Source organism: Arthrobacter sp. Soc17.1.1.1 (assembly GCF_036867195.1).
In the GTDB taxonomy this organism is placed as follows: domain Bacteria; phylum Actinomycetota; class Actinomycetes; order Actinomycetales; family Micrococcaceae; genus Arthrobacter_D.
Window position 1 is genome coordinate 1,848,541 of sequence record NZ_JBAJII010000001.1, and the last position, 24,239, is coordinate 1,872,779.

A 24,239-nucleotide genomic window follows, 5' to 3' on the forward strand; every position below is an offset into this window, starting at 1 on the left:
GGCCCGCGTCGTACACCGGGGCCTCCGCCCCTGTCCGCCCGGTCACCACGGGGACGCCAGGTTCTGGAGGGAGCCGAGGTGGTGCAGGGACACGAGGTCGTCGGCAGGTGCGGTGAAGATGCGGCACACCTGGCCCCAGGTGGCGCCGACGGTGCGTGCCACGAACTCGTCCCAGGTGATGTCGACCTCCTGGCTGTAGTCGTCGGTGACGAGCGTCCCGGCCTCCCGGAGGTTCAGGCCGAAGCTCAGCCCGTCGACGCCCTCGGGGACGGGGGGCGTGGTGAACGTCGCGTGGACCCAGTCCTCGGCGGGGAGGTACGGGGGGCTCGAGGTCCAGTGCGTCCAGGCACCGTCCGTGTCCCGGATGTAGATCTCGAACTGCGTCTCGCCCGTGGACCTGTACCAGGCACCGAGGTCGTAGGCCCTGCCCGCCTCCACGGGCGGGGAGCAGGTGCCGAGGTCCAGGGTCGGGACGAGCTTGGCGTCACCCTCCGTGTACTCCGTGAGCTCCAGGCGGCCGGCGGCATCACCCGTGCGGGCGTCGTCCACCACGGTGAACGAGGGCCGGTTCTCCCCCCAGCCGACGCCCTGCCAGCAGGCCGGCAGGGCACTGGTGTGGCTCGGTGTCTCCAGGCCGGGGTTGATCAGCAGGTTCCCGGAGCGCGGCTCCGGCGCATAGTCCAGGGTGGGCCGCTCGGGCCCTCCGATCACCTCCTGCACGGTCCTGACGCCGGTCCCGAGGGGGGCACGGGCGGCGAGCCACGCCGCGAAGGCCTCGAACACGGTCGGTGGGACGGACAGGGTGCTGTCGGTGTCGTCGACATGATGGAACGTCAATTGCAGCCACCCTCCGGTGGTCTCTGCGTCGGTCACGGCCTTCTGCAGGTCGGCCAGGGCCCAGGTGTTCTCCACCTGGTTCGGCGCCCGGGTCCTGAACGGGTCGGGGGGCGGGGTGGTCTCGGCGACGGGACACTTCTCGCACGTGTTGGTCACCCTGGGCACGTCCGGGCTGCGGATGTCACCGAGCCCGCGGGCGCTGTTGTACCCGCAGCCTTCGACGATCCGCTCCAGGTCGAGGCTCGCTTCGCCGTAGGGGTAGGCGAAGTTGGTGGCGGCCAGTCCGAGATCTACCAGTCGGGTCCTGTCGTTGCACACTTGACGTCGCGCCTCCTCGGCAGCCATCTCCGCCAGGTCGGCGTGGGTGACGGTGTGGCCGCCGATCTCGTGACCGCCGGCCTGCAGTGCCCGGAGTTGGGCGAGGGTCATCTTGGTGGGTGGCGCATCCGCTGCTCCGGGCTCCTCGGCGATGAGTCCCGAGGACACGAAGAATGTGCCCTTCAGCCCGTAGCGGTCCAGGATCCGGGCGGCCTCGAACTGGTCGTCGTTGCCGTCGTCGAAGGTGAGGCTCACCACGGTCGCCGGGGCACCGTCCGCGGGGGACTCGGCGGTCACCGTGGTCACCGTGGTCACTGTGGTCACGGCGGAGGAAGCCCGGGCGGGTCCACCGACCGACGCGCCGAGCAGGAGGACGACCAGGAGGAACGCTGCCATCATGCCGGGACGATCCGCGGAGTACCTGGCGGCCCGGTCGCCCGGGCCAGGTACCACCCGCCGCCGGAGGATCGTTCCGACCCTCCGGCGGCGGGTTCGCTTCACCTAGAGGCTCCGGCGGGCACCTCACCCGACGAGGTGGAGAGCATCGCCTTGGCCACCTTGAGGATGATCGTGTCCACGGTCGTGGTCGGCTGGAACCGCACGAGGCGCCCGGCGAGCGAGTTGTCGGGCACCCTGCGCCGCATGTCCTCGTACCCGGCGCCGTAGGCCTCCTCGTAGGGGACGAGGCTGACGACGCTGCTGCTGCCGAGCAGCTTGATGGCGCGCTCGGCCAGGTCGAGGATGGAGATCTCCTGCAGGCCGCCCAGGTTCACGGCGAGCCCGCGGGTGGCCGGCTCCTCGGCGATGCGCACCATCGCGGGGATCACGTCCCCCACGTAGGAGAAGCACCGGGTCTGCCGGCCGTCGCCGAACACGGTGAGCGGCTCGCCCCGGAGGGCCTGTCCCACGAGGTTCGGCACCACCATGCCGTAGCGGCCGGTCTGTCGGGGCCCCACGGTGTTGAACAGCCGCACGATGGACACCTGCAGGCCGTACTCGCGCCAGTAGGCGTGGGCGAAGGCCTCGTCGATCCCCTTCGCCGCCGCGTACGTCCACCGCGACTTGAGCGGGGAGCCCAGGATGCGGTCGGAGTCCTCGGACAGGCGGTCCGCGGTGTTCTTGCCGTAGATCTCGCTCGTGGAGGCCAGCAGCAGGTCCACGCCCGCGTCCCGGCAGGCGTCGAGGACGACTTCCGTGCCGTGGATGTTGGTGCGGAGGCTCTCGAGCGGGTGGTCCACGATCAGGTGCACCCCGACCGCCGCCGCCAGGTGGAAGACCCGGTCGGATCCGTCGATGACCTCGCGGACGGCGTCCCGGTCCAGGATGCTGCCCTCATGGAAGGTGAAGGCAGGATTGTCCCGCACGTCCTTGAGGTTCTCGAGCGAGCCCGTGGACAGGTCGTCGAGCACCGTGACGGTGTCGCCGGCTTCCAGCAGATATTCCGTGAGATGGCTGCCGATGAAGCCGGCGCCGCCCGTGATGACAGTTCTCATGCTTGTTCTCCCAGCTGATTCGGTTGGAGTCTGATGCGTCTAGAGGTGGAAGATGTTCGACCCGAGGGGGAGGCGGAACGTGGAATCCAGGACCGGGACCTCGGGGGAGATCCAGGTGACGTCCGCCGTGCTGTGCGCGGTGTGCAGCAGGATCAGATCGGGTTCGAAGGACCCCGGGTCCTCGTCGTGGTCGAGCACGCTCCCGTCGCCGAGGCGGACGGAGGGGATCAGGTGGTCGTGGTACGCCACCACGGCGCCCTCCTCGATGAGGCTCGCGAGGATCTCGAGCGCCGGCGACTCCCGGAGGTCCTCCACGTCGGGCTTGTACGCGACACCGACCACCATGATCCGGGCCGAATGCAGGCCCATGTCCCGGTCCGAGAGGATCTTCCGGACCCGGTCCACCACCTTGCCCGGGCGGGCGGCGATCGCGTTCATCGCCTGTTCGATGACCGGCGTGGACAGCCGGAGCTTGCGCATCTGCCACAGCAGGTAGTGGGGGTCGCACGGGATGCAGTGGCCACCCACGCCCGGACCGGGCGTGAAGGCCATGAAACCGTAGGGCTTCGTCGCCGCGGCGCCGATGACCTCCATGACATCGAGACCGAGGGAATGCGACATATCGGCGAATTCATTCGCGAGGCCGATATTCACGGCGCGGAAGGTGTTCTCGACGAGTTTCGTCATCTCCGCGGCATCCGCGGAACTCACGACGTGGATCGAACGGGTATAGGTGCCGATGAGGGATACCGCCGCCGTCGTGCAACTCTTGGTAATTCCGCCGACCACGCGCGGCACGTCCTCGTGCGCGAAATTGTCCGCCCCGGGATTGATGCGTTCAGGGCTGAAGGCGAGGTGGATATTGCTGCCCGGGATCAGTCCGCGGCGGGCCAGGGGCGTGGCGAGCAGGTCCCGCGTGCAGCCGACGTAGGTCGTGGAGGTCAGCAGCAGCAGCTGGCCGCTCACGGCCTGGTCCACGACGGTCTGGCAGGCCCTGCTGAGGATGTCCAGGTCGGGGACCAGGTAGGCATCCACCGGGGTGGGGACGCAGATGATGACCGCCGCCGCCTGGGAGAGGCGTGCCGAATCGGAGGTGAGCTCGAAGTACGGATCGGCCAGGGCCCGGGTGAGGCGCTCCCTGTCCGAGGTCACGAGGTCCGCCCGGCCGCTCCGGATGATGTCGAGGCGCGTCGCGCTCGCATCCACGCCGAGCACCCGCACGCCGGCGGCGGTGAACGCCAGGGCGGTCGGCAGTCCGACGTAGCCCATGCCGACGACTGCGACGTCGAATTCGAAGGCCTGTTCCTGTTGGTCGAGAGTGGGCTCGAAAAGCGTGGAGGATTCGAGCAATTTTGGAGCGCCGTGCCTGTTGGATAACTGCGGACCAGCAACCAGATTTCCAGTCATAACTTCGTCCTTTTGTGAGCTGCGGTTCCGTCGCTGGTTCGGGAGAGGACCGACAAACAATCGGAATTCCTGTTCGGAGCCGTAAACCATCGACGACGTGCGACGAATTCATTGCCCGTCGCGAAAACTCTACGAAGCGCCCCTGGCATGCACACGAGTGAATTCCACTCGACTCGGACCGGGAACACTTGCAAGTACCACCTGAAACCCCCGGTCTGCTACCCGCAGGGACGCGGCGGATTACTGGCATGACCGGTGCTACCATGCCGGCCGGATGCCCTCCTGGGCTGCGTCGGCGGGCGCTAGGGTGATGGGGTGGACTTCGACTGGCTGCGGACCTCGTGCCTGTCCTTCCGGGGCTCCTACGAGGACTACCCCTTCGGTCCGGACATCGCGGTGTTCCGGGTCCGGGCGGACCGGTGGGCGGGCTCCGGCGTTCCCGGCAAGATCTTCGCCCTCGTTCCGGTGGACGCAGACCCTCCCTCGGTATCGCTCAAGTGCGACCCGGCGCTGGCCCAGCAGCTGCGCGCCGCCCATCCCGAGATCACGGGCGCGTGGCACCTGAACAAGCGGCACTGGAACGGGGTGCGCCTCGACGGCGATCTTCCGGCCGCAACGGTGCGCGACCTGATCGAGGACTCCTACGACCTGGTGGTCGCGTCGCTGCCCGCCGACCACCGCCACGCGCTGGGCTGGACGGGAGGCACCCCGTGAGGGGTACGTGCGGTCAGCGGATCCCCTGCGAGTCGAGGATGGCGTCCTCCTCCTCCTCGGAGGAGGGTCGACGGCGCTGGCGGACCGGGCGGTCGGGAGCCGTGCCGTCCCGTTCGGCATCGCTCCTGCGCTGCAGGCGCGCGGCATACCCGAGTCCCACGAACGCCAGCACACCGAACGCGAACCACTGCAGGGAGTAGGAGAGGTGCGGGCCCTCGTCGATCGAGGGTTTCGGGGCGGCGACGGGCGTCTCGGCTGCCGCCGGCCGCTCCAGGGCGAGGAGGCCGTACGCGGCGTCCTGCACCGGGTAGTCGAGTGTCCCGGCGAGGGCGGCCAGGTCGATGGAGGCCACCTGGCCCTCGGGAGCGCCGCGGTTGACGGCGGGCTCGCCCGGCTTCGTCCTGGCCGTGACCTCGACCCGGCCGGCCGGCGGGGCTGGGATGGTGTCCGGGCGTCCGGCCTCGGCGTTGCCGATGGGCAGCCAGCCGCGGTCGATGATGACCGCCGTGCCGTCGTCGAGCCTCAGCGGTGTCAGGACCTCGTAGCCCGGCTGCCCGTTCAGCGGGCGGTTGCGGACCACCACCTGGTTCCCCACGTCGTAGGTCCCGGTGAAGGTGACCGGCGTCCACTCACGGCTCGGGTCGTAGCTGTCGAAGCCGTTCGCCCCGGGCACGTAGCGCACGGGTGCGGCGTCGTAGTTCGCCTCGATGCGCTGGATGTTCTGCACCACCTCTTCGCGGCGGTCGAGCTGCCAGCGGCCGAGGCCCACGCAGCCCGCGGCGATCACGGCCACCATGGCGAGCCAGCCGAGCCAGCGCGCGGAGAAGAGGAAGCGGTACACCTAGCGGCTCTCCATCGGTCGATCGGCGGTCAGGGGGAGGGTCTGCTTCCAGAGGCCGCGGTCCCGCAGATACTCCTCGAACCATGCCACGTGGTCCGGGCACGACGCCCACGCCTTGCGCCGCTCGGGCGTGTGGATGCGCGGGTTGTTCCAGAGCAGCTGCCACTCGGCACCGTTCCGGCAGCCCTTGCGCGAGCACACGGGATCGCCCCCCGGCTCGCGCCGGGGGGCGGCGAACAGCGCGAGACCGGCCGTCGATGCAGGTGCGGGTCCGGGCTGCGGCGAGGCGTCACGCATCGGACGTGCCGCGGTCGGCGGCGTGGGACCCGTGCTGCGCAGGGTGCTGCGCGTCGTCGATGATCTCGCCGGTCAGCACGGCCTCGCCGTCGTCCGGGTCGGAGGCGAGGACCTTGGCCTCGATCTCACGGACGGGGGCGCGGTCGATCAGCGCGTCGCTGTGCCGGATGTTGCTCGTGTCACTGCCGCCGTTGGCCACGATCACGGCGAAGTACGGCAGGAACACCGCTGCGGCGATCATGACCCACTGCAGCCACACGTAAGGGACCACGAAGACCAGGACGAAGCAGACGAGACGGATGCTCATCGACACCGTGTACCTGATCATGCGGGTGCGCATCTCGTCGCTGTGACCGACACGAGCGTCGGAGATGCTGTGGACGTCTGTGTTGTGCTTCGATTTGTTGCTCATCACACTCCATAAAGACTCCCTCAATTGTCTCACTTCGGGCCCCGTTCCCGAAGTCGAGGGATGCGCCGCTAGGATCGTCTTCGATAGTTTGACGGGAAGGGCGTGGGCCGGGCCCGGCCCACGGACAGAGGAGTTTCCCCTTGGCACCTGGTGCAGACAGCACACCGACGGCGACCGGTCGGAGCGTCCTGATCACGGGCGGCAACCGGGGTATCGGCCTTGCTATCGCAAAGGTATTCGTAGCCAACGGCGACAAGGTTGCCATCACGTACCGAAGCGGCGAGGTGCCCGAGGGCATGCTCGGGGTCAGGGCCGACGTGACGAGCGAGGAGCAGATCGATGCGGCCTTCACGCAGGTCGAGGCCGAGCACGGCCCGGTCGAGGTCCTCGTCGCCAACGCAGGCATCACGCGGGACGTCCTGCTCCTGCGCATGACCGAGAGCGACTTCACCGACGTCATCGACACCAACCTCACCGGCGCGTTCCGGGTGGTCAAACGCGCGTCACGAGGCATGATCCGCCTCCGCCGCGGCCGTGTGATCCTGATCTCAAGCGTCACGGGGCTGTACGGCGCCCCGGGCCAGATCAACTACTCGGCCTCGAAGGCCGGCCTCGTCGGCATCGCGCGTTCCCTCACGCGGGAGCTGGGCTCCCGGGGGATCACCGCGAACGTCGTCGCCCCCGGCTTCATCGACACGGACATGACGGCGGAGCTCCCGGAGGAGACCCGCAAGAGCTACCTCGCCACGATCCCGGCCGGCCGCTTCGCGTCCCCGGACGAGGTGGCCGGCGTCGTCTCCTGGCTCGCGGGCGACGCCGCCGCGTACATCTCCGGCGCGGTCATCCCCGTCGACGGCGGCCTCGGTATGGGCCACTGACGCCCCGCCCGAACCGGCACCAGCACAACCACCAGACCTGATTCTGAGCAGAAGGAGCACCATGGCCACCCTCGAGGGAACCACAGCGATCGTCACCGGATCGTCCCGCGGCATCGGCGCCGACGTCGCGCAGCTGCTCGCCGGGCAGGGCGCGGCCGTCGTCGTGAACTACCGGCAGAAGGCGCCGCGCGCGAACAAGGTGGTGGCCGGCATCGAGGCGGCCGGCGGCAGGGCCGTCGCCGTCGGCGCGGACCTCACCACGCCCGAGGGGCCGGCGGCGCTGGTCGACGCCGCGGTGACGACCTTCGGCGGGCTCGACCTGCTGGTGCTCAACGCCTCCGGCGGCATGGAGACGTCCATGGGGGAGGACTATGCCCTCCGCCTCAACCGGGACGCGCAGGTCGCCATGCTCACCGCCGCCGTCGAGGTCATGCCCGCGGGGTCCCGCGTGGTCTTCATCACGAGCCACCAGGCGCACTTCATCGAGAAGGTGGAGACGATGGACGCCTACGAGCCGGTGGCCCGCAGCAAGCGGGCCGGCGAGGACGCGCTGCGTGCCCTCATCCCGCAGCTCGACGCGAAGGACATCTCCCTCGTCGTCGTCTCCGGCGACATGATCGAGGGCACCGTCACCGCGACCCTGCTCGACCGCGCGACCCCGGGCGCCATCGAGGCCCGCCGCCAGGAGGCCGGGCGCCTCTACTCGGTCGCCGAGTTCGCCGCCGAGATCGTCCGCATGGCGACCGCGGATGTGCCCACCGGGCACACCGAGTACGTGGGCGGCGCCCAGGACTTCCTGGCCAAGGGCTGAACCGCCGGCGCCCACGGGGATCCGCCGGCGCAGCGGCGCGGGCGTGCTCCGTGGGCTCCATGGGCTCCGTCCGGACGCGGGTCAGAGGCCGGAGAAGTAGCGCACCACGTCGAGGTCCGGCAGGTCCAGCGCGGCGTCGGACGCGGCCCTGACGGCGGGTTTGGCCCTGAAGGCCACACCGAGTCCGGCCGCCGCGAGCATGTCGAGGTCGTTCGCGCCGTCGCCCACGGCGATCGTCGCCTCCAGCGGCACGCCCGAGCCCGCGGCCTCGGCGCGGAGGACGCGCTCCTTCTCGCGGCGGTCCACGACGGCGCCGGCCACGCGGCCGGTGAGCACGCCGCCGTCGATCTCCAGGTCGTTCGCCCGGGCGAAGGAGAGCCGGAGGCGGTCGGCGAGGGGTGCCAGGACCTGGGCGAAGCCGCCCGAGACGACGCCCACCCGGTGGCCGGCGTCGAGGTACGCCGCGACCAGCTGCTCCGCGCCGTCGCTCAGTTCGATCCGCGCGACGACGTCGTCGATCACCGCTGTGGGCAGGCCGGCCAGGGTGCGGACGCGGTGGTGCAGGGACTGCGCGAAGTCGAGGTCGCCGCGCATGGCCGCCTCCGTCACGGCCGCCACCTCGGCCTCGCGACCGGCGTGCGCGGCGAGCAGTTCGATGACCTCCTGCCTGATGAGGGTGGAGTCGACGTCCATGATCAGGAGCTTCGGCCCGGGCGCGTACACGGCAGCCGGGACGAGGGCTGCGCCGATGCCGCTCTCGGCGCTCCAGCGGGCGAGGCCCGCGCGCACCGGGGAGGATGCCCCGTCGGGGAGGCCCACGTCGAGGGTCAGGACGTCATAGGTCGCGGACGCCGCCGCGGACGCATCGCGCACGCCGGCACCGAGCCCGCGGAGGGCCGCCGCCAGGTCGTCGCGGTGCCCGTCGTCGAGGTGCTTCGCGTAGGCGACCACCCTGGCCTGGTCCTGCATGTACCACTCCTGTCCGCGCCGTGATCGATGCCGTGGACGCGCTGTCGTTGCGTACCCGCGCGGCGCACCGGGGCGGGGAGGGCCGGGGCGGGCACGGCCGCCGCCCGCAAGGCCCCGCGGTTTCGCCACGGGGCCGTTCCTTAGCCTAGTGTCTAGGACCATGTGCAACGTTCTGGAACTGGCGGGAGTGAGCCTCGTCAGGGGCGGCAAGACCCTGCTCGACGACATCGACTGGCAGGTGCGGGAGGGCGAGCGCTGGGTGGTCATGGGCCCCAACGGAGCGGGCAAGACCACGCTGCTCCAGCTCGCCGGAGCGCGCCTGCATCCCACGCGCGGCGTCGTCGGGATCCTCGACGAGGTCATGGGCGCCGTCGACGTCTTCGAGCTGCGCCCGCGGATCGGCCTCGCCTCGGCAGCCCTCGCAGCCCAGGTGCCGGAGGACGAGACCGTCCTCGACGTCGTCGTCACCGCCTCCTACGGCGTGACCGGGCGCTGGCGCGAACAGTACGAGCGCCTCGACGAGCGCCGGGCCTTCCGCCTGCTCGACGCCTGGGGCGTGTCCCGCTTCCTGAACCGCCGCTTCGGCTCCCTCAGCGAGGGGGAGCGCAAGCGCGTGCAGATCGCCCGGGCCCTCATGGCCGACCCGGAGCTGCTGCTCCTCGACGAGCCCGCCGCGGGCCTCGACCTCGCCGGCCGCGAGGATCTCGTGCAGCGGCTCAGCGGGTTCGCCCGCGACGAGGACGCGCCCGCCATGGTGCTCGTCACGCACCACCTCGAGGAGGTCCCGCCGGGCTTCACGCACGCGCTGCTGCTCCGCGACGGCGCCGTCGTCTCCGCCGGACCGATCGGCGAGGTGCTGACCGAGGAGAACCTGGGGACCGCGTTCGACGTCGCCCTGAGGGTCACCGAGGAGAACGGCCGCTACAGCGCCGTCGCCCGGGCGTGACGGCGGCCTCCCGCGCCCGCGCGGCGCACCCGGCCGGGCGCTGATGGCGCTCGTCGAGCTGCACGACGCCGACGATCCGCGGCTCGCCGACTACCGGAACCTGACCGACGTGCAGCTGCGCCTGGTCCGCGAGCCCGCGGAGGGCCTGTACATCGCGGAGAGTTCGAAGGTGCTGCGCCGCGCCGTCGACGCCGGCCACGCACCACGCTCGTTCCTCCTGGCACCCAAATGGCTGCCGGACCTCGAGGACGTCCTCGCGCGGTTCCCGTCTGTGCCCGCCTTCGTCGCGCCCGAGGCGGTGCTCGAGGCCATCACGGGGTTCCACCTCCACCGCGGCGCCCTGGCCGCGATGCACCGTCCCGCACCGCTGCCGCTGGAGGAGATCCTGGCGTCCGCCCGGCGCGTCGCGATCATCGAGGACATGGTGGACCACACCAATCTCGGCGCCGTGTTCCGGTCCGCCGCCGCGCTCGGGATCGATGCCGTGCTGGTCAGCCCCCGCAGCGCCGATCCGCTCTACCGGCGCGCGGTGCGCGTCAGCATGGGCAGTGTCTTCCAGGTGCCGTGGGCGCGGCTCCCCTCCTGGCCCGAGGACCTCGCCGCCGTCCGTGCCGCCGGGTTCACGCTCGCGGCCCTCGCCCTGACACCCGGCGCGGTGGCGCTCGGGGCGTTCCCCGCCCGCGGGCACGAACGGCTCGCCCTGCTGCTCGGGACCGAGGGGGACGGACTCACCGACGCGGCCCTCGCCGAGGCCGACGTCGCCCTGACCATCCCGATGCACGGGGGCGTGGACTCCCTGAACGTCGCGGCGGCCGCCGCCGTCGCCTTCTGGGAGTGCCGGTACGAGAGCACGGCGGATACGCCGGGCGGCGCCGCGGTTTAGCGGCGGTGCGGCTCCTGGGCTAGTATTGGTAGCTGGCGCTGACGCCAACCTTTACATCCCCCTGCCTGGCAAAATCCAGGCAACCAGAGAAGGTAGTCCCGTGAAGTCTGATATCCACCCCAAGTACCAGTCCGTCGTGTTCCGCGACCTGGCCTCCGACAAGGCGTTCCTGACCAAGTCCACGGTCGGCTCCGCCAAGACCATCGAGTGGGAAGACGGCAACACCTACCCCCTCATCGAGGTCGAGATCTCCTCGGAGTCCCACCCGTTCTACACGGGCAAGCAGCGCATCATGGACTCCGCCGGTCGCGTCGAGCGCTTCAACGCCCGCTTCAAGGGCTTCGGCGCCAAGAAGTAGTCCAGCTCCGCACAGGGCGCGAGCCTGTTCCCGAGGAGAAGCCACGCCCACCCGGCGTGGCTTCTCCCGCTTAATGCGGCTCCTGACCACACCCTGACGACACCCGGCACCACACCGGGGACGACACCCATCACGACACCGATGCGCCCGACGGCGGGCGGCACGGGGAGGCCCAGCAATGACCCAGGAACGCGGCACGTCCCGCCTGCACGGTGAGTTCAAGACGCCCGGCGGCAAGCTCACGGCGGTGGACCTCGCGGTCCGCGATGGGCGTCTCGCCGACGTCTCCGTCAACGGCGACTTCTTCCTCGAACCCGACGAGGCCCTCCTCGACATCAATGCGGCCCTCGAGGGGCTGCCCGCCGACACGGCCCCCGGGGAACTCGCCGCGGCCGTGACGGCGCGCCTGGACCCCTCCGCCGTCCTGTTCGGGTTCTCGCCCGAAGCGATCGCCACCGCCGTCCGTCGTGCGCTGGGCCGTGCCACCGGCTTCGCCGACCACGTGTGGGAGATCATCCCGCCCACCCCGCTGTCCACGGCGATGCACGTCGCGATGGACGAGGTCCTCACGCACGACGTCGGCACGGGGGCCCGCAACCCCGTCCTGCGGTTCTGGGAATGGCAGTCGCCCTCCGTGGTGATCGGCAGTTTCCAGTCCATGCGCAACGAGGTGGACCCCGACGGCGCCGCGCGTCACGGCGTCACGGTGGTCCGGCGGATCAGCGGCGGGGGAGCGATGTTCATGGAGCACGGCAACGCCATCACCTACTCCCTCTACGTGCCCCAGTCCCTCGTGGACGGGATGAGCTTCGCCGACTCCTACCCCTTCCTCGACGCGTGGGTCATGGAGGCCCTGCAGGAACTGGGCATCTCGGCCTGGTACCAGCCCCTCAACGACATCGCCACCGAGCTCGGGAAGATCGGCGGTGCCGCGCAGAAGCGGCTCGCCAACGGCGGCATGCTGCACCACGTGACCATGAGCTACGACATCGACGCGGACAAGATGCTCGAGGTGCTGCGCATCGGCAAGGAGAAGATGTCGGACAAGGGGACGCGGAGCGCGAAGAAGCGCGTGGACCCGCTGCGCCGCCAGACCGGGCGGACCCGCGAGGAGATCATCGACGTCCTGATGTCCACCTTCCGCCGGCGCTACGGCGCCGTGGACACCACCCTGTCCGAGGACGAGCTCCGCCGGGCCGAAGAGCTCGTCGAGACCAAGTTCGGCACCGACGAGTGGCTCTACCGGGTGCCCTGAGCCTGGGCCCTCAGCGACCGCACCAGGTGGTCGCGCTCCTCGACGATGATGCGGCGCAGCGCCGCGGGGGCGTCCGCGTGCTCGGCGAGCCACGCGTCGGTCCGCACGACGACGGGGTGGCGGTCGGGAGCGCCGTCGAGATCCTGGTGCCCCGGATACAGGCCACGGACGATCCTGCTGGCCATCTCGATGCCGCGGGTGGCCCAGACCCCGCGCACGGCCTCGAAGTAGGGCTCCTCGTACCGGCCCAGGAGATCATGCGGACCGATCATGAAGCCCTCGATCGCGGCGCCGAGCAGTTCGTTGGACAGCCGCTCGCCCCGGACGGCCTCCGCCCAGGTGGCCTCCTTGATGGCGGCGTCGGGTAGGGCGGCCGAGGCCAGGGTGAAGCCCACGCGACCCGACGCGGTCGGGTCCTCGCTGCGCTGTGCCTCCAGCTCCCCGGGGCGCACCCGCTGCTGGGCGGCGAGCCCCTGGAGCAGGAACCAGCGCAGCTCGGCGTCCAGGCGAAGGCCGGCGATCACCTCGTCGCCGTCGAGCACGGACCGTGCGACGTCGGCCGCGCGCGGAGCGGACCGGGCGGCGTCCGCGAGGGCGCGGGCCCACGCGAGCTGCAGGTCCGATCCGGCCGCCGCGGCCCGGAGACCGGCGGCGAGGAAGTCGCCCAGGCGGCCGCGGAGCCCCGCCCGGTCCTCCGCGGGGGCGAAGCGCTCCACCGCGGTCCGCGCGTTGCCCAGCAGGACCTGCAGCACGCCGACGCCGGTCTCCGCCGGCGCCGCGAGCATCACGGCGTCGAGGTAGGACGCCGCGGGCATGCCCGCGTCCCGGGTCGAGGACCACAGGGCGGTGAGGCAGGTGGCGCGGGCGAGGGGGTCGCGCAGCCGGTCGATCGACGCCAGGAGGGTCGCGAGGGACCGCTCGTCGAAGGAGATCTTCGCGTAGGTCAGGTCGTCGTCGTTGACCAGCAGCAGGTCGGGCTGCGCGGCACCGGCGAGGGCCGGCACAGGGGTGCGGCCGCCCTCGACGGTCACGGCCTCGGTCGCCGAGCGGACCAGCCACCCGTCGTCGTCGAACGAGTACAGGCCCAGCCGGATGCGGTGCGGCCGGGGCTCGTCCCGCCCGGTCACCGGGTCGACGGCGTCCTGCACGATGGTCACCCCGGTGAGGACGCCGTCCTCGGCGGTCACCTCGGGGCGCAGCGAGGGGACGCCCGAGGTCTCCAGCCAGGCGCGGGACCAGCCCGCGAGGTCCTGGCCGGTCGCGTCCGCGAGGACGTCGAGGAGATCGGCGAGCGTCGTGTTCCCGTACGCGTGCCTCCGGAAGTACTGCCGCGCGGCGGAGGTGAAGGCGTCCCGGCCCACGAAGGCCACGAGCTGCTTCAGGACCGAGGCGCCCTTCGCGTAGGTGATGCCGTCGAAGTTCTGCTTCGCGGCCTCGAGGTCCGGGATGTCGGCGACGATCGGGTGCGTCGTCGGGAGCTGGTCCTGCACGTACGCCCAGGTCTTCCGGCGGTTCGCGAAGCTCACCCACGAGGTCTCCCACCGGGTGGCCTCCGCCACTGCGAGGGCGCCCATGTAGTCGGCGAAGGATTCCTTGAGCCACAGGTCGTCCCACCAGGACATCGTCACGAGGTCCCCGAACCACATGTGCGCCATCTCGTGCATGATCGTGTTCGCGCGTGCCTCACGCTGTGCCTCGGTGGCGGCGGACTGGAACACGTAGTTCTCCGTGAACGTGACGAGTCCCGGGTTCTCCATGGCCCCGAGGTTGTACTCGGGCACGAACGCCTGGTCGTACTTGCCGAACGGGTAGGGGTAGTCGAAGAGGTCGTGGAAGAAGTCGAGGCCGCGGCGCGTGGTGTCGAAGATCTCCGGGGCGTCGAACGACGGCGCCAGGGACCGGCGGCAGTAGAGGGCGAGCGGCACGACGAGCCCCTCGGCGGAGGTCCCGGGCGCGCCGGTCCACTCGTCGGCCTCCCGGTGGTACGGCCCGGCGAGCACCGTGGTGATGTACGTCGAGATGCGCTCGGTCGGGGCGAAGGTCCAGCGCGCGATGGCGGCGGTCACGTCCTCGGCGCCGGCGGCTTCCACGGCCTCCACTGCCTGCTCGGCGCCGTTCGAAGCGACCGTCCAGTCGGCGGGTGCGAGGACGCTGAAGGAGAAGGACGCCTTGAGGTCGGGCTGCTCGAAGCACGCGAAGACGCGGCGTGCGTCGGCGGGCTCGAACTGCGTGTAGAGGTAGGTCTCGCCGTCCGCGGGATCCACGAAGCGGTGGAGCCCCTCGCCGCTCGAACTGTAGCGGGCCAGCCCCTCCACCCTCACCGTGTTGCGTGCGGCGAGGTCGTGCAGCGCCACCCGGGCGCCGTCGGCCGCCGCGGGGTCCAGCGCCTGCCCGTTGAGTTCCAGCGCGGTGACGTCGCCGATGAAATCGAGGAACGTGGAGCTGCCCGGCTGCCGGCAGGAGAAGACCACCGTGGTCACCGTGCGGTAGGTGGCGGCCTCGGGGTCGCGCGCCGCGGAGAGGTCCAGTTCGACGGCGTAGCTCTCGGTCCGCAGCAGCGCGGACCGGGCGGCCGCCTCGTCGCGGCGCAGGTTCTCGTTCTCCATCCGGCCATTCAATCACGCACCCGGGACGCGATGTTTCCGGCGGATTAACTGCGCGTGTACCGGTGTGTGCGCGTGTGTACGGAGGGGTGATCCATGGCACTGTTGTCCCATGTCCGAGCTTTTCGCTGACTATGCAGCCGCCGCCCGCAAGACGCCCGCGTTCGACGAGATGTTCGGTGCCGGGCAGCTGCCCCGCACCGAGTACGGCCAGGTCGCCGCAGCGCTGGACGAGCTCAACCTCGCGGCCGTCACGGCGCGGGCCGACTCGATGGCCCGCACGTTCCTGGACCGGGGCGTCACCTTCGACTTCGCCGGGGAGGAACGCCCCTTCCCGCTCGACATCGTGCCGCGGGTCATCGCCGGGGACGACTGGGACGTCCTCGAGCGCGGTGTCGCCCAGCGCGTGAGGGCGCTCGAGGCGTTCCTCGACGACGTCTACGACAGGATGGCGGTGGTGTCCGACGGCGTCATCCCGCGCCGGCTCATCACGTCCAGCGCTCACTTCCACCGTGAGGTCGCCGGCTTCGCGCCCGCCGGCGGGGTCCGCGTCCACATCTCCGGGATCGACGTGGTCCGCGACCAGCAGGGCACCTTCCGCGTGCTCGAGGACAACGTCCGCGTGCCCAGCGGCGTCAGCTACGTGCTCGAGAACCGCCGCGCCATGGCCAAGGGCCTGCCCGAGGCGTTCGGGCAGCAGCGCGTCCGCCCCGTCGAGGAGTACCCCCGCCGCCTGCTCGCGGCCCTGCGGAAGACCGCACCCCCCGGCGTCGAGGACCCCACCGTCGTCGTCCTGACGCCCGGCGTGTTCAACTCCGCGTACTTCGAGCACACGCTGCTCGCCGGCCTCATGGGCGTGGAGCTCGTCGAGGGCCGGGACCTCATCTGCCGCGGCAACCGCGTCTACATGCGCACCACCGCGGGGGAGCAGCGCGTCGACGTCATCTACAAGCGCATCGACGACGAGTTCCTCGACCCCCTGCAGTTCCGCGCGGACTCCGTGCTCGGGTGCCCGGGGATCGTCAACGCGGCGCGCGCGGGCATGGTGACCATCGCGAACGCCGTCGGCAACGGTGTCGCCGACGACAAGCTCGTGTACACCTACGTGCCCGACCTCATCCGGTACTACCTGGGCGAGGATCCGATCATCGCCAACGTGGACACCTACCGGCTCGAGGACGCCCCGGCCCGCGAGGAGGTCCTCGACCGCCTCGACGAGCTGGTCGTCAAGCCGGTCGACGGCTCCGGCGGGAAGGGTCTCGTCATCGGCCCGGACGCCACGAGGGCCGAGCTCGAGACGCTCCGCGCGAAGATCCTCGAGGATCCGCGTGGCTGGATCGCGCAGCCCGTCCTGCAGCTCTCCACCGTGCCCACGATGTCCGGCGGGCAGTTCAGCCCCCGCCACGTGGATCTGCGCCCCTTCGCCGTGAACGACGGCGAGGACGTCTGGGTGCTGCCCGGCGGCCTGACCCGCGTCGCCATGAAGGAGGGTTCCCTGATCGTGAACTCCAGCCAGGGCGGAGGGTCCAAGGACACGTGGGTGGTCGACGGGGAGGTCCGCGCGCCGGTGGGGGACGCAGCGCCACCGGAACGCCCTGCCGTGACCATCCGCGAGCGCACCAGTGTCTGGCCGATCGAGACCAACTGGCAGGACAAGCAGTCGGAGCAGCAGCAGCAATGACCACCACCACCACCGACCTACGGGAAGGCAGCACCCATGCTCAGCCGCATCGCTGAATCCCTCTTCTGGATCGGCCGCTACGTCGAACGGGCCGACGGCACGGCGCGCATCCTCGACGTCCACCTGGAACGGCTCAACCAGATGCCCCTGCCCCAGCAGCGGGAGACCTCCCGCCAGCTCATGGGGGTCATGGGCAGCAGGCCCGAGAAGGAGGACACCGACCTGTCGGACCTCCTGCAGGCCCTCGCCTACGACCGCACGAGCGCCACCTCCATTGCCGGCGCCCTCGGGGCCGCGCGGGAGAACGCGCGGCGGGCCCGCGAGACCGTCTCGAGCAGCGTGTGGGAGTCCCTGAACACCACCTGGTACGGGCTGACCCAGCACCGCAAGGACGTCGTCGGCACCTACCGGTTCTGCCACTGGGTGGTGGAGCGTACCGCCATGGTGCGCGGGCTCTCCGACACCACCATGAGCCACGACGAGTCCTGGCAGTTCCTCGTGCTCGGGCGCAGCCTGGAACGGGCCGACATGACCGCCCGGATGCTCTCCACGCACGACGTGCACGCGGCGGGCCTCTCCTGGGTCAACATGCTGCGCTGCGCGGGCGCCTACGAATCCTTCCTGCGGACGCGCCGGGCGTCCTTCGGCGACCAGCAGGCCGCCGAGTTCCTGCTCCTGGACCGGCTGTTCCCCCGCTCGATCGTCTACGCCCTGAGCGACGCCGAGAAGTGCCTGACGCAGCTGAACCCCGCGTACCAGCGCGTCGGCTTCATCAACGACGCGAGCCGCATCGTCGGGCAGGCGCGGACGTTCCTCGAGTTCCACCAGACCCGGGACCTGATGTCCGAGCTGCCCGAGCACATGGACCGCGTCCAGAAGGCCTGCGCCAGGGCCTCCGACGCCGTCTCCCGCACGTATTTCTCCCAGGCCGACGAGCTGTCCTGGGTCGGAGAGGTCTCATGACACGCCTGCTGATCGAACACCGCACCGGCTACGACTACCTGCGCCGCGTCTCGCTGTCCTACAACGAGGCGCGCATGACGCCGCTCACCGATCCGCAGCAGGTGGTCCTCGAGTCCACGCTGAAGGTCACTCCCTCCAGTGCGGCCGTCGCCGGCTACCGCGACTACTGGGGCACCCGCGTCACGTCCTTCGACGTCCACGTGCCGCACGAGCACCTCGAGGTCACCGCCGTCTCCACCGTGGAGGTGAGCCGGATGGAGCGCGTGCCCGCTGAGGGCGACATCCTCTCGTGGGAGGACCTCGCCTCCGCGGAGGTCTCCGACGCGCTCGCGGACTGGCTCGGCCAGACCGCCCTCAGCGAACCGGGCGAGGAGGTACGGGACCTCGTGGCGGGTGTGGCGCGCGGGCTCGACCCGCACGAGGCCGCGCGGGCCGTCTTCGGCTGGCTGCGCACGCAGATGGACTACGTCCAGGGCGCCACCGGCGTGCAGACGAACGCCCGGGACGCCTGGGCGGAGCGCAAGGGCGTGTGCCAGGACCTGGCCCACGTGGCCATCGGTGCCCTGCGCAGCCTCGGCATCCCCGCCCGGTACATCTCCGGCTATCTGCACCCGCGGCGCAGCGCCGGCATCGGGGAGACGGTCGCCGGCCAGTCGCACGCCTGGGTGGAGTGGTACGACGGGGAGTGGCGGGGCTGGGACCCGACCAACAGCGGACCGGTCAGCGACTTCCACGTCTCCGTGGCGCGGGGCCGCGACTACCGCGACGTCTCGCCGCTGAAGGGCATCCTGTCCGGCGGCGGAGGCTCCACGCTCAACGTGACCGTCTCGATCACGCGCGTGGCGTAGGAGGAGCGCCGCCACCGGCCGGCAGCGTGCCCGGTGACGTGTCGGGTGACGTGTCCCGGACGAACAGGAGGCCCCGGCGCACCGCCGGGGCCTCCTGTGCGTCGCATCGGACGTCCGTCCCCGTCAGCCGGGGGCGACCGTCTGGCCCTTGCTGACGATCGTCAGTCCCGAGTCCGTCACGGAGAACCCGCGGCGGCGGTCGAGCTCGGCGTCGACCCCGATCCGAGCGCCCGCCGGGATCTGGACGTTCTTGTCGATGATGGCGCGCCGGACCACGGCGCCGCGGCCCACGGTGACCTTGTCCAGCAGGACGCTGCCGGTCACGTCGGCCGCCTCGTCGATGAACACGTCGGTGGCGAGGATGGACGTCTGCACCGCCCCGCCGGTGATGACCACGCCGGCCGAGACGATCGAGTCGTGGGCCTCGCCGGAGCGCCCCGAGGAGCTGCGGACGAACTTGGCCGGCGGTGAGACGCTCTGCCGCGTGTAGATGGGCCACTGCAGGTTGTACAGGTTGAACAGCGGCAGGGGCGAGATGAGGTCCATGTTGGCGTCGTAGTACGAGTCCATGGTGCCGACGTCGCGCCAGTACTGGCGGTCGCGGTCCGTCGCGCCAGGGATGTCGTTCTGCGTGAAGTCGTACACCGCGGCGTCGTTGCGCTCCACGAAGTAGGGGATGATGTCCCCGCCCATGTCGTGCTTCGTGTCGAGCCGCGCGGCGTCGTCCTCGAGGGCCTTCACGAGGGCGTCCGTCGTGAACACGTAGTTGCCCATGGAGGCCAGGAAGCTGTTGGGGTCGTCGGGCAGGCCGGGCGTGCTGTCCGGCTTCTCGACGAAGGCGGCGATCCTACCGGGATCGGCCTGCGCGGTCTCGATCACGCCGAACTGGTCCACGAGGTTCATCGGCTGGCGGACCGCGGCGACGCTGACGGAGGCTCCGCTCTTCACATGGGCGTCGACCATCTGGGCGAAGTCCATCCGGTAGACATGGTCCGCGCCGATCACGACGACGATGTCCGGCTGCGCGTCGTGGATGAGGTTCAGGGACTGGTAGATGGCGTTCGCGCTGCCGAGGAACCAGCTCTTGCCGCGCCGCTGCTGGGCCGGGACGGAGGCGATGTAGTTGCGCAGCTGCGTGGACATCCTCCACGTCTCGGAGATGTGCCGGTCGAGGCTGTGGGACTTGTACTGCGTGAGCACCACGATCTGCAGGTACCCGGAGTTGACGAGGTTGGACAGCGCGAAGTCGATGAGCCGGTAGCTCCCCGCGAACGGTACGGCCGGTTTGGCCCTGTCCGCGGTCAGCGGCATCAGCCGTTTGCCTTCTCCGCCTGCCAACACCACGGCAAGTACTTTTTTCGGTGCCACTTATGACCCCCCGCTCTTCTTCGAGTGTTCTGCGTCCACGACCGGTGGTCGATCAAGCGTAGGTCCACGCGTTCCGGAACCCTTCCGGTCACTTCACACTAGAGGACTCCGGCGCACTGCACTACGTTGGTTTGGTGCGAGTAGACATTGTGACCAAGGAGTTCCCGCCCGAGATCTACGGTGGTGCAGGAGTGCACGTCGCCGAGCTGAGCCGGGTCCTCGCCCCGCAGGTGGACCTGCACGTCCACGCGTTCGGCGCTTCCCGCCCCGAGGACTACCACGGCGCCTCGGTGCTCACGTACGGCGTGCCCGCCGGCCTCACGACGGCGAACGCCGCTGTGCAGACCCTCGGCACGGACCTGCAGATGCTGGAGGGGATCGGCGGTGCCGACCTCGTGCACTCGCACACCTGGTACGCCAACATGGCCGGGCACCTGGCCTCGCTCCTCCACGGCATCCCGCACGTCCTGAGCGCCCACAGCCTCGAACCGCTGCGCCCGTGGAAGGCCGAGCAGCTCGGTGGCGGGTACGCCCTCTCCTCCTGGGTGGAGAAGACCTCCTACGAGGCGGCCGCCGCCGTCATCGCCGTCTCGGCGGGCATGCGCGCGGACATCCTGCGCAGCTACCCGGACGTCGACCCCGGGCGCGTGCACGTGGTGCACAACGGCATCGACGTGTCCCTGTGGTCGCGCGACGAGGACGACGACGCCCTCCGCGCCCACGGCATCGACCCGGACCGGCCGAGCGTGGTGTTCGTGGGGCGCAACACCCGGCAGAAGGGCGTGCCCTACCTCCTGCGGGCGGCCGCGCACCTGCCGGCCGACGTGCAGCTGGTGCTCTGCCTGGGCGCCGCCGACACCCCGGAGCTCGCGGCCGAGACGGAGGTGCTGATCTCGGACCTGCGGGAGAAGCGGGGCTCGGTGGTGCTCATCGAGAAGATGCTGCCGCGCCGCGAGGTCGTCCAGATCCTCAGCCACGCCACGGTGTTCGCCTGCCCGTCCATCTACGAGCCGCTCGGCATCGTGAACCTCGAGGCGATGGCGTGCGGCGCCGCCGTCGTCGCCTCCGCGACCGGCGGCATCCCCGAGGTCATCGACGACGGCGTGACCGGCACCCTGGTGCCCCTCGAGCAGGTGCAGGACGGCACGGGCACGCCGCTGGACCCGGAGGGCTTCGTCGCGGATTTCGCGGCCGCCGTGAATGCCCTCGTCGCGGACCCGGCCAGGGCCGCCGCCATGGGTGCGGCCGGGCGGCAGCGGGCGGAGCGGCACTTCGGCTGGGACTCGATCGCCGAGACGACCCTCGACGTGTACCGCAGCGTCCTCTAGCAGCATCCTCCGGCGGCGTCCTCCGGCAGCATCCGCGGCCCGAGGGGCTCGGCGACGGAACGGGAGCGGGAGCCGGGACACGTGTCCCGGCTCCCGCTCCTTTTCCTTCTCCTGTTCGTCGCCTGGGCGGACGACTAGCGCCGCGCGCGCACCTTCGCGGCCTTCCTGGCCTTGGTGGCCTTCTTCTCCTTGGCCTCGCGGGCCAGGAGCGTCTTCTCGTCGATCGGCGCGTCCCCGCTGGCCCGGCGGCGGCGCAGGTATTCCGCCGCCTCCTCCTGGCGCTGCTGCTCGGCACCGCCGGCGACGACGGACCGAAGGTGCTCCGGACCGTAGCCGAACGCCTCCACCAGGTCGAGCGCGTGCGGGCGGATCTTCACCAGCAGCCGGTTGATGTAGCCGTCGAGGGTCCGGGCCCGCTGCGAGGACAGCCGTCCGTTCATCAGGAACCAGGCCAGGTCCTTCTCGATCAGGCACAGGCCGAACAGGTCGCGGAGGCGCGTGAGGACCTCGCGCGTGCCGGGATCCTGGAGCTTCTTCAGGCCGCGCGTGAACGCCTCCCACTGCAGCAGCTCGGCATGCGCGTGGGCCACCTCGATGAGCTCGTTCTGGTGCTCGTTGAAGAGTGCGGCGGACTGTTCCTGGGACATGCCCTTCACGCCCCGCAGCACGGCGGCCACGTCGGCCACGCGCGCCTGCACGCGGTCGGTGAGCAGCTCGCGCTGCGTGTCCTCGTCGCGGAGGGCGATCGCGGACTTCTTGCCGGACCCGGTGTCCGCCACGGTCTGCGCGACCCGGCGGAGCCCGGAGCGGTGCAGGGTCTTCCCTGCGGCCTGGGAGACGGCGTAGCGGGCGAGCACGCCGAAGTCCACGCCCTTGAACTCCTTGGCGTAGTCCGTGAGCAGGCGCTTGGCCACGAGCTGCAGCAGGACCGTGTTGTCGCCCTCGAACGTCACGTACACGTCGAGGTCGGCGCGGAGCGAGGCGAACCGGTTCTCGATGAGGAACCCCTGACCGCCGGTCGCCTCGCGGCATTCCTGCAGCGTGTCGAGGGCCAGCCACGTGCTCAGGGGCTTGAGCGCCGCGGCCAGGGTCTCGAGGTCCTGGCGGTCCTCGTCGGTGTCGTGCTCGCCCGAGAACACGCCGTCGAACTTCTCGAGGAGTTCCTCGTGCGCGAAGGCGGCCGCGTAGGTCGCGGCCAGGCGGGGCAGGAGGCGGCGCTGGTGCCGCTGGTAGTCCATCAGCACCTCCTCGCGGAGATTCGAGGACGCATTGAACTGGCGGCGCTGGGTCGCGTAGGTGATGGCGGCGGTGAGGGCCAGCTTGCTCGCGGCCACGGCTGCCCCGTCGAGGGAGACGCGCCCCTGGACGAGCGTGCCGAGCATGGTGAAGAAGCGGCGGCCGGGCGAGGCGATGGTCGAGCTGTAGGTGCCGTCCGCGGCGACGTCGCCGTAGCGGTTCAGCAGGTTCGTCCGCGGGACCCGGACGTCGGTGAAGTGCAGCCGGCCGTTGTCGATGCCGTTGAGGCCGCCCTTGATGCCGTCGTCCTCGCCGCCCACGCCGGGCCTGAAGGAGCCGTCCTCGTCGCGCAGTTCCACGTAGAAGCCGTGGACGCCGTGGTTCACCCCGTTGGTGATGAGCTGGGCGAAGACGACGGCGGCCCGGCCGTCGATGGCGCCGTTGCCGATGTAGTCCTTCCAGGCGGCACGGAAGGGGGTGTCGATGACGAACTCGTCCGTCGCCGGGTCGAACGTGGCGGTCGTGGCGATGCTGGCCACGTCGCTGCCGTGACCGGTCTCGGTCATGGCGAAGCAGCCCGGGATCCTCATGTCCATGATGCCCGGGAGCCACGCCTCGTGGTGCTGCTCGGTGCCGAGGTGCAGGACGGCGGACCCGAAGAGGCCCCACTGCACACCGGCCTTGATCTGCAGCGAGGGATCGGCCACCACGAGCTCCTCGAACCCGGCGATGTTGCCGCCGTTGTCCTCGTCGCCCCCGAAGGCCTTCGGGAAGGCGCGGTGCACGGCCTTCTGGCCCACGAGGTAGTGGAGCTGGTCGAAGCAGCGCAGGCGGTGCTCGGTGTGGGTGAGGCCCTCGATCTTGTGCAGTTCGGGGCGACCCGCGAGCTCGCGGGCCACCCGGCGGACGTGCGCCCACCGGCCGAGGAGCAGTTCGCCGAGCTCGGCGGTGTCGACAGCTGCGCGGTCGTCGTCCCGGATGTCCGCGGTGGCGGGAATCTGCTGGGGCCTGGAGAGGATGTCGGTCATGGCGTGTCCTTCGCTGGTCGGCGGGTGGCGGGGAGAGGTGGGGCGGCCGTGACGAGGTCCTCGTACCGGCTGATGCCGTCGAAGAGCCAGCCCGTGATGTGGCGGGCCATCTGCTCCTCGCTGGGTCTGTCAGGGCTATCGGGTGTGGCCAGCCAGTGCTCACCGGCGGCCCGGACCATGCCGATCGCCGCCGCGGGCCAGTAGTCGGGCGCCGCGTCGTCGGGGCCGGCGGGGCGGTCGGGGGAACGCAGGTATGCGTGCATGGGGCGCGAGATCATCTCCGTGATCGCGGTGAGGAAGTGCGCGAGGGTGTCCTGCGCGTCGTCGTCGGCCGTCGTGGACTCGGCGATCCCCACGCGCGTGACGAACGCGTACACGTTGGGGGAGGTCCGGGCCATCTGGAGGTAGGCGAGGACCATCGAGTACAGGCCCTCCCGCGGCGTCGAGGCCGCCTTCGCCGCGTCGAGCACCTTCTGCTGCATCTGGCCGATGACCACCTCGGCCATGGCGCGCTGCAGCCCGGTCTTGTCGCCGAAGTAGCGGTAGTAGACCGACTTGGACGTGTCGGCGGCCGCGGCGATGTCCTCCATGGACGCTCCGGGCCCGAGTGCGCTCACGGCCCGTCGCGCGGTCTTGATCAGCTGCCGCCGTCGCTCCGCGCGGTGCTGCTCCCAGCGGCTGGAGCGACCGTCGGATGCGGCCGGCGCATCCTCGGGCGCCGTCGGGGAGGCGCTCTTGAGGGCGGCGGCGAGCTTCATGATACCC

22 protein-coding genes are annotated in these 24,239 nt (G+C 70.7%); 11 read left to right on the plus strand and 11 right to left on the minus strand.

What is annotated here, in order from left to right; all coding sequences use genetic code 11:
• Positions 1-42 precede the first annotated feature (42 nt).
• The 3 genes from V6S67_RS08465 to V6S67_RS08475 all read right to left on the minus strand — a co-directional run bounded on the left by V6S67_RS08465 (position 43) and on the right by V6S67_RS08475 (position 4,055).
• On the minus strand, positions 43-1,554 hold the full coding sequence (locus V6S67_RS08465) for a polysaccharide deacetylase family protein (RefSeq protein ID WP_334209824.1): 1,512 nt from the start codon (positions 1,552-1,554) through the stop codon (positions 43-45).
• A gap of 98 nt (positions 1,555-1,652) precedes the next feature.
• Entirely contained in the window at positions 1,653-2,648 is a 996-nt protein-coding gene (locus V6S67_RS08470) for an NAD-dependent epimerase/dehydratase family protein (protein ID WP_334209825.1), read from the minus strand.
• Between the two features lie 39 nt (positions 2,649-2,687).
• Positions 2,688-4,055, minus strand: coding sequence for a nucleotide sugar dehydrogenase (locus tag V6S67_RS08475; RefSeq protein WP_334209826.1), 1,368 nt, complete (start codon positions 4,053-4,055; stop codon positions 2,688-2,690).
• A gap of 315 nt (positions 4,056-4,370) precedes the next feature.
• On the opposite strand from V6S67_RS08475, the gene V6S67_RS08480 reads away from it, so the two are divergent.
• Positions 4,371-4,769 carry an MmcQ/YjbR family DNA-binding protein gene (locus V6S67_RS08480; protein ID WP_334209827.1) on the plus strand — a complete coding sequence of 133 codons (399 nt, stop codon included), beginning with the start codon at positions 4,371-4,373 and terminating at the stop codon, positions 4,767-4,769.
• A 13-nt stretch (positions 4,770-4,782) separates the two neighbouring features.
• Here the strand turns inward: V6S67_RS08480 and V6S67_RS08485 are convergent, their stop codons facing one another.
• Genes V6S67_RS08485 through V6S67_RS08495 form a run of 3 tightly spaced genes read right to left on the minus strand, consistent with a single transcriptional unit; the run spans position 4,783 to position 6,319 of the window.
• Positions 4,783-5,610: an SURF1 family cytochrome oxidase biogenesis protein gene (locus tag V6S67_RS08485; protein ID WP_334209828.1), complete on the minus strand. Its 828-nt coding sequence runs from the start codon at positions 5,608-5,610 to the stop codon at positions 4,783-4,785.
• Positions 5,611-5,907 (minus strand): hypothetical protein, encoded by a 297-nt coding sequence (locus V6S67_RS08490; protein WP_334209829.1) that lies wholly within the window; start codon positions 5,905-5,907, stop codon positions 5,611-5,613.
• Positions 5,900-6,319, minus strand: coding sequence for a DUF3099 domain-containing protein (locus V6S67_RS08495; RefSeq protein ID WP_334209830.1), 420 nt, complete (start codon positions 6,317-6,319; stop codon positions 5,900-5,902). Before V6S67_RS08495 ends, V6S67_RS08490 begins: the two co-directional genes overlap by 8 nt.
• Positions 6,320-6,459: 140 nt before the next feature.
• Between V6S67_RS08495 and fabG the strand changes: the two genes are divergently transcribed.
• Both fabG and V6S67_RS08505 read left to right on the plus strand, forming a co-directional pair.
• Complete coding sequence (gene fabG, locus V6S67_RS08500; protein WP_334209831.1) at positions 6,460-7,197, plus strand: 3-oxoacyl-ACP reductase FabG; 738 nt, start codon at positions 6,460-6,462, stop codon at positions 7,195-7,197.
• Between the two features lie 61 nt (positions 7,198-7,258).
• On the plus strand, positions 7,259-8,008 hold the full coding sequence (locus tag V6S67_RS08505) for an SDR family oxidoreductase (protein ID WP_334209832.1): 750 nt from the start codon (positions 7,259-7,261) through the stop codon (positions 8,006-8,008).
• An 81-nt stretch (positions 8,009-8,089) separates the two neighbouring features.
• Here the strand turns inward: V6S67_RS08505 and serB are convergent, their stop codons facing one another.
• On the minus strand, positions 8,090-8,977 hold the full coding sequence (gene serB / locus V6S67_RS08510) for a phosphoserine phosphatase SerB (RefSeq protein WP_334209833.1): 888 nt from the start codon (positions 8,975-8,977) through the stop codon (positions 8,090-8,092).
• A 160-nt stretch (positions 8,978-9,137) separates the two neighbouring features.
• On the opposite strand from serB, the gene V6S67_RS08515 reads away from it, so the two are divergent.
• The 4 genes from V6S67_RS08515 to V6S67_RS08530 all read left to right on the plus strand — a co-directional run bounded on the left by V6S67_RS08515 (position 9,138) and on the right by V6S67_RS08530 (position 12,419).
• Positions 9,138-9,923: an ABC transporter ATP-binding protein gene (locus V6S67_RS08515; protein WP_334209834.1), complete on the plus strand. Its 786-nt coding sequence runs from the start codon at positions 9,138-9,140 to the stop codon at positions 9,921-9,923.
• Positions 9,924-9,966: 43 nt separating this feature from the next.
• Positions 9,967-10,806, plus strand: coding sequence for a TrmH family RNA methyltransferase (locus V6S67_RS08520; RefSeq protein WP_334209835.1), 840 nt, complete (start codon positions 9,967-9,969; stop codon positions 10,804-10,806).
• A gap of 100 nt (positions 10,807-10,906) precedes the next feature.
• Positions 10,907-11,164, plus strand: a complete 258-nt coding sequence (locus V6S67_RS08525; RefSeq protein ID WP_104051131.1) for a type B 50S ribosomal protein L31 — start codon at positions 10,907-10,909, stop codon at positions 11,162-11,164.
• Between the two features lie 178 nt (positions 11,165-11,342).
• Positions 11,343-12,419 (plus strand): lipoate--protein ligase family protein, encoded by a 1,077-nt coding sequence (locus V6S67_RS08530; protein ID WP_334209836.1) that lies wholly within the window; start codon positions 11,343-11,345, stop codon positions 12,417-12,419.
• Here the strand turns inward: V6S67_RS08530 and pepN are convergent.
• On the minus strand, positions 12,404-15,025 hold the full coding sequence (pepN, locus tag V6S67_RS08535) for an aminopeptidase N (RefSeq protein ID WP_334209837.1): 2,622 nt from the start codon (positions 15,023-15,025) through the stop codon (positions 12,404-12,406). The genes V6S67_RS08530 and pepN overlap by 16 nt on opposite strands.
• 109 nt (positions 15,026-15,134) lie before the next feature.
• Here pepN and V6S67_RS08540 point away from each other — a divergent pair, with 109 nt between their 5' ends.
• From V6S67_RS08540 to V6S67_RS08550, 3 genes are read left to right on the plus strand one after another with little or no spacing between them, the layout of a single operon-like run.
• Complete coding sequence (locus tag V6S67_RS08540) at positions 15,135-16,703, plus strand: circularly permuted type 2 ATP-grasp protein (RefSeq protein WP_334209838.1); 1,569 nt, start codon at positions 15,135-15,137, stop codon at positions 16,701-16,703.
• A gap of 36 nt (positions 16,704-16,739) precedes the next feature.
• On the plus strand, positions 16,740-17,666 hold the full coding sequence (locus V6S67_RS08545; RefSeq protein WP_104051127.1) for an alpha-E domain-containing protein: 927 nt from the start codon (positions 16,740-16,742) through the stop codon (positions 17,664-17,666).
• Complete coding sequence (locus V6S67_RS08550; protein ID WP_334209839.1) at positions 17,663-18,514, plus strand: transglutaminase family protein; 852 nt, start codon at positions 17,663-17,665, stop codon at positions 18,512-18,514. Before V6S67_RS08545 ends, V6S67_RS08550 begins: the two co-directional genes overlap by 4 nt.
• Before the next feature lie 123 nt (positions 18,515-18,637).
• Here V6S67_RS08550 and glgC read toward each other — a convergent pair whose 3' ends face one another.
• Complete coding sequence (glgC, locus tag V6S67_RS08555; protein ID WP_334209840.1) at positions 18,638-19,882, minus strand: glucose-1-phosphate adenylyltransferase; 1,245 nt, start codon at positions 19,880-19,882, stop codon at positions 18,638-18,640.
• Positions 19,883-20,016: 134 nt separating this feature from the next.
• On the opposite strand from glgC, the gene glgA reads away from it, so the two are divergent.
• Positions 20,017-21,210 carry a glycogen synthase gene (gene glgA / locus V6S67_RS08560; protein ID WP_334209841.1) on the plus strand — a complete coding sequence of 398 codons (1,194 nt, stop codon included), beginning with the start codon at positions 20,017-20,019 and terminating at the stop codon, positions 21,208-21,210.
• A gap of 134 nt (positions 21,211-21,344) precedes the next feature.
• Here glgA and V6S67_RS08565 read toward each other — a convergent pair whose 3' ends face one another.
• Together V6S67_RS08565 and V6S67_RS08570 are read right to left on the minus strand one after the other, a co-directional pair.
• Complete coding sequence (locus tag V6S67_RS08565; protein ID WP_334209842.1) at positions 21,345-23,474, minus strand: acyl-CoA dehydrogenase family protein; 2,130 nt, start codon at positions 23,472-23,474, stop codon at positions 21,345-21,347.
• Positions 23,471-24,232 (minus strand): TetR/AcrR family transcriptional regulator, encoded by a 762-nt coding sequence (locus V6S67_RS08570; protein ID WP_334209843.1) that lies wholly within the window; start codon positions 24,230-24,232, stop codon positions 23,471-23,473. Before V6S67_RS08570 ends, V6S67_RS08565 begins: the two co-directional genes overlap by 4 nt.
• Between the last annotated feature and the right edge of the window lie 7 nt (positions 24,233-24,239).

Excerpts from the sequence above, each read along its gene's own strand:
- V6S67_RS08465 (WP_334209824.1), bottom strand. The coding sequence starts at position 1,554 with ATGATGGCAGCGTTCCTCCTGGTCGTCCTCCTGCTCGGCGCGTCGGTC.
- V6S67_RS08470 (WP_334209825.1), bottom strand. The coding sequence starts at position 2,648 with ATGAGAACTGTCATCACGGGCGGCGCCGGCTTCATCGGCAGCCATCTC.
- V6S67_RS08475 (WP_334209826.1), bottom strand. The coding sequence starts at position 4,055 with ATGACTGGAAATCTGGTTGCTGGTCCGCAGTTATCCAACAGGCACGGC.
- V6S67_RS08490 (WP_334209829.1), bottom strand. The coding sequence starts at position 5,907 with ATGCGTGACGCCTCGCCGCAGCCCGGACCCGCACCTGCATCGACGGCC.
- V6S67_RS08495 (WP_334209830.1), bottom strand. The coding sequence starts at position 6,319 with ATGAGCAACAAATCGAAGCACAACACAGACGTCCACAGCATCTCCGAC.
- V6S67_RS08505 (WP_334209832.1), top strand. The coding sequence starts at position 7,259 with ATGGCCACCCTCGAGGGAACCACAGCGATCGTCACCGGATCGTCCCGC.
- serB (WP_334209833.1), bottom strand. The coding sequence starts at position 8,977 with ATGCAGGACCAGGCCAGGGTGGTCGCCTACGCGAAGCACCTCGACGAC.
- V6S67_RS08515 (WP_334209834.1), top strand. The coding sequence starts at position 9,138 with ATGTGCAACGTTCTGGAACTGGCGGGAGTGAGCCTCGTCAGGGGCGGC.
- V6S67_RS08520 (WP_334209835.1), top strand. The coding sequence starts at position 9,967 with ATGGCGCTCGTCGAGCTGCACGACGCCGACGATCCGCGGCTCGCCGAC.
- V6S67_RS08530 (WP_334209836.1), top strand. The coding sequence starts at position 11,343 with ATGACCCAGGAACGCGGCACGTCCCGCCTGCACGGTGAGTTCAAGACG.
- pepN (WP_334209837.1), bottom strand. The coding sequence starts at position 15,025 with ATGGAGAACGAGAACCTGCGCCGCGACGAGGCGGCCGCCCGGTCCGCG.
- V6S67_RS08540 (WP_334209838.1), top strand. The coding sequence starts at position 15,135 with ATGTCCGAGCTTTTCGCTGACTATGCAGCCGCCGCCCGCAAGACGCCC.
- V6S67_RS08545 (WP_104051127.1), top strand. The coding sequence starts at position 16,740 with ATGCTCAGCCGCATCGCTGAATCCCTCTTCTGGATCGGCCGCTACGTC.
- V6S67_RS08550 (WP_334209839.1), top strand. The coding sequence starts at position 17,663 with ATGACACGCCTGCTGATCGAACACCGCACCGGCTACGACTACCTGCGC.
- V6S67_RS08565 (WP_334209842.1), bottom strand. The coding sequence starts at position 23,474 with ATGACCGACATCCTCTCCAGGCCCCAGCAGATTCCCGCCACCGCGGAC.
- V6S67_RS08570 (WP_334209843.1), bottom strand. The coding sequence starts at position 24,232 with ATGAAGCTCGCCGCCGCCCTCAAGAGCGCCTCCCCGACGGCGCCCGAG.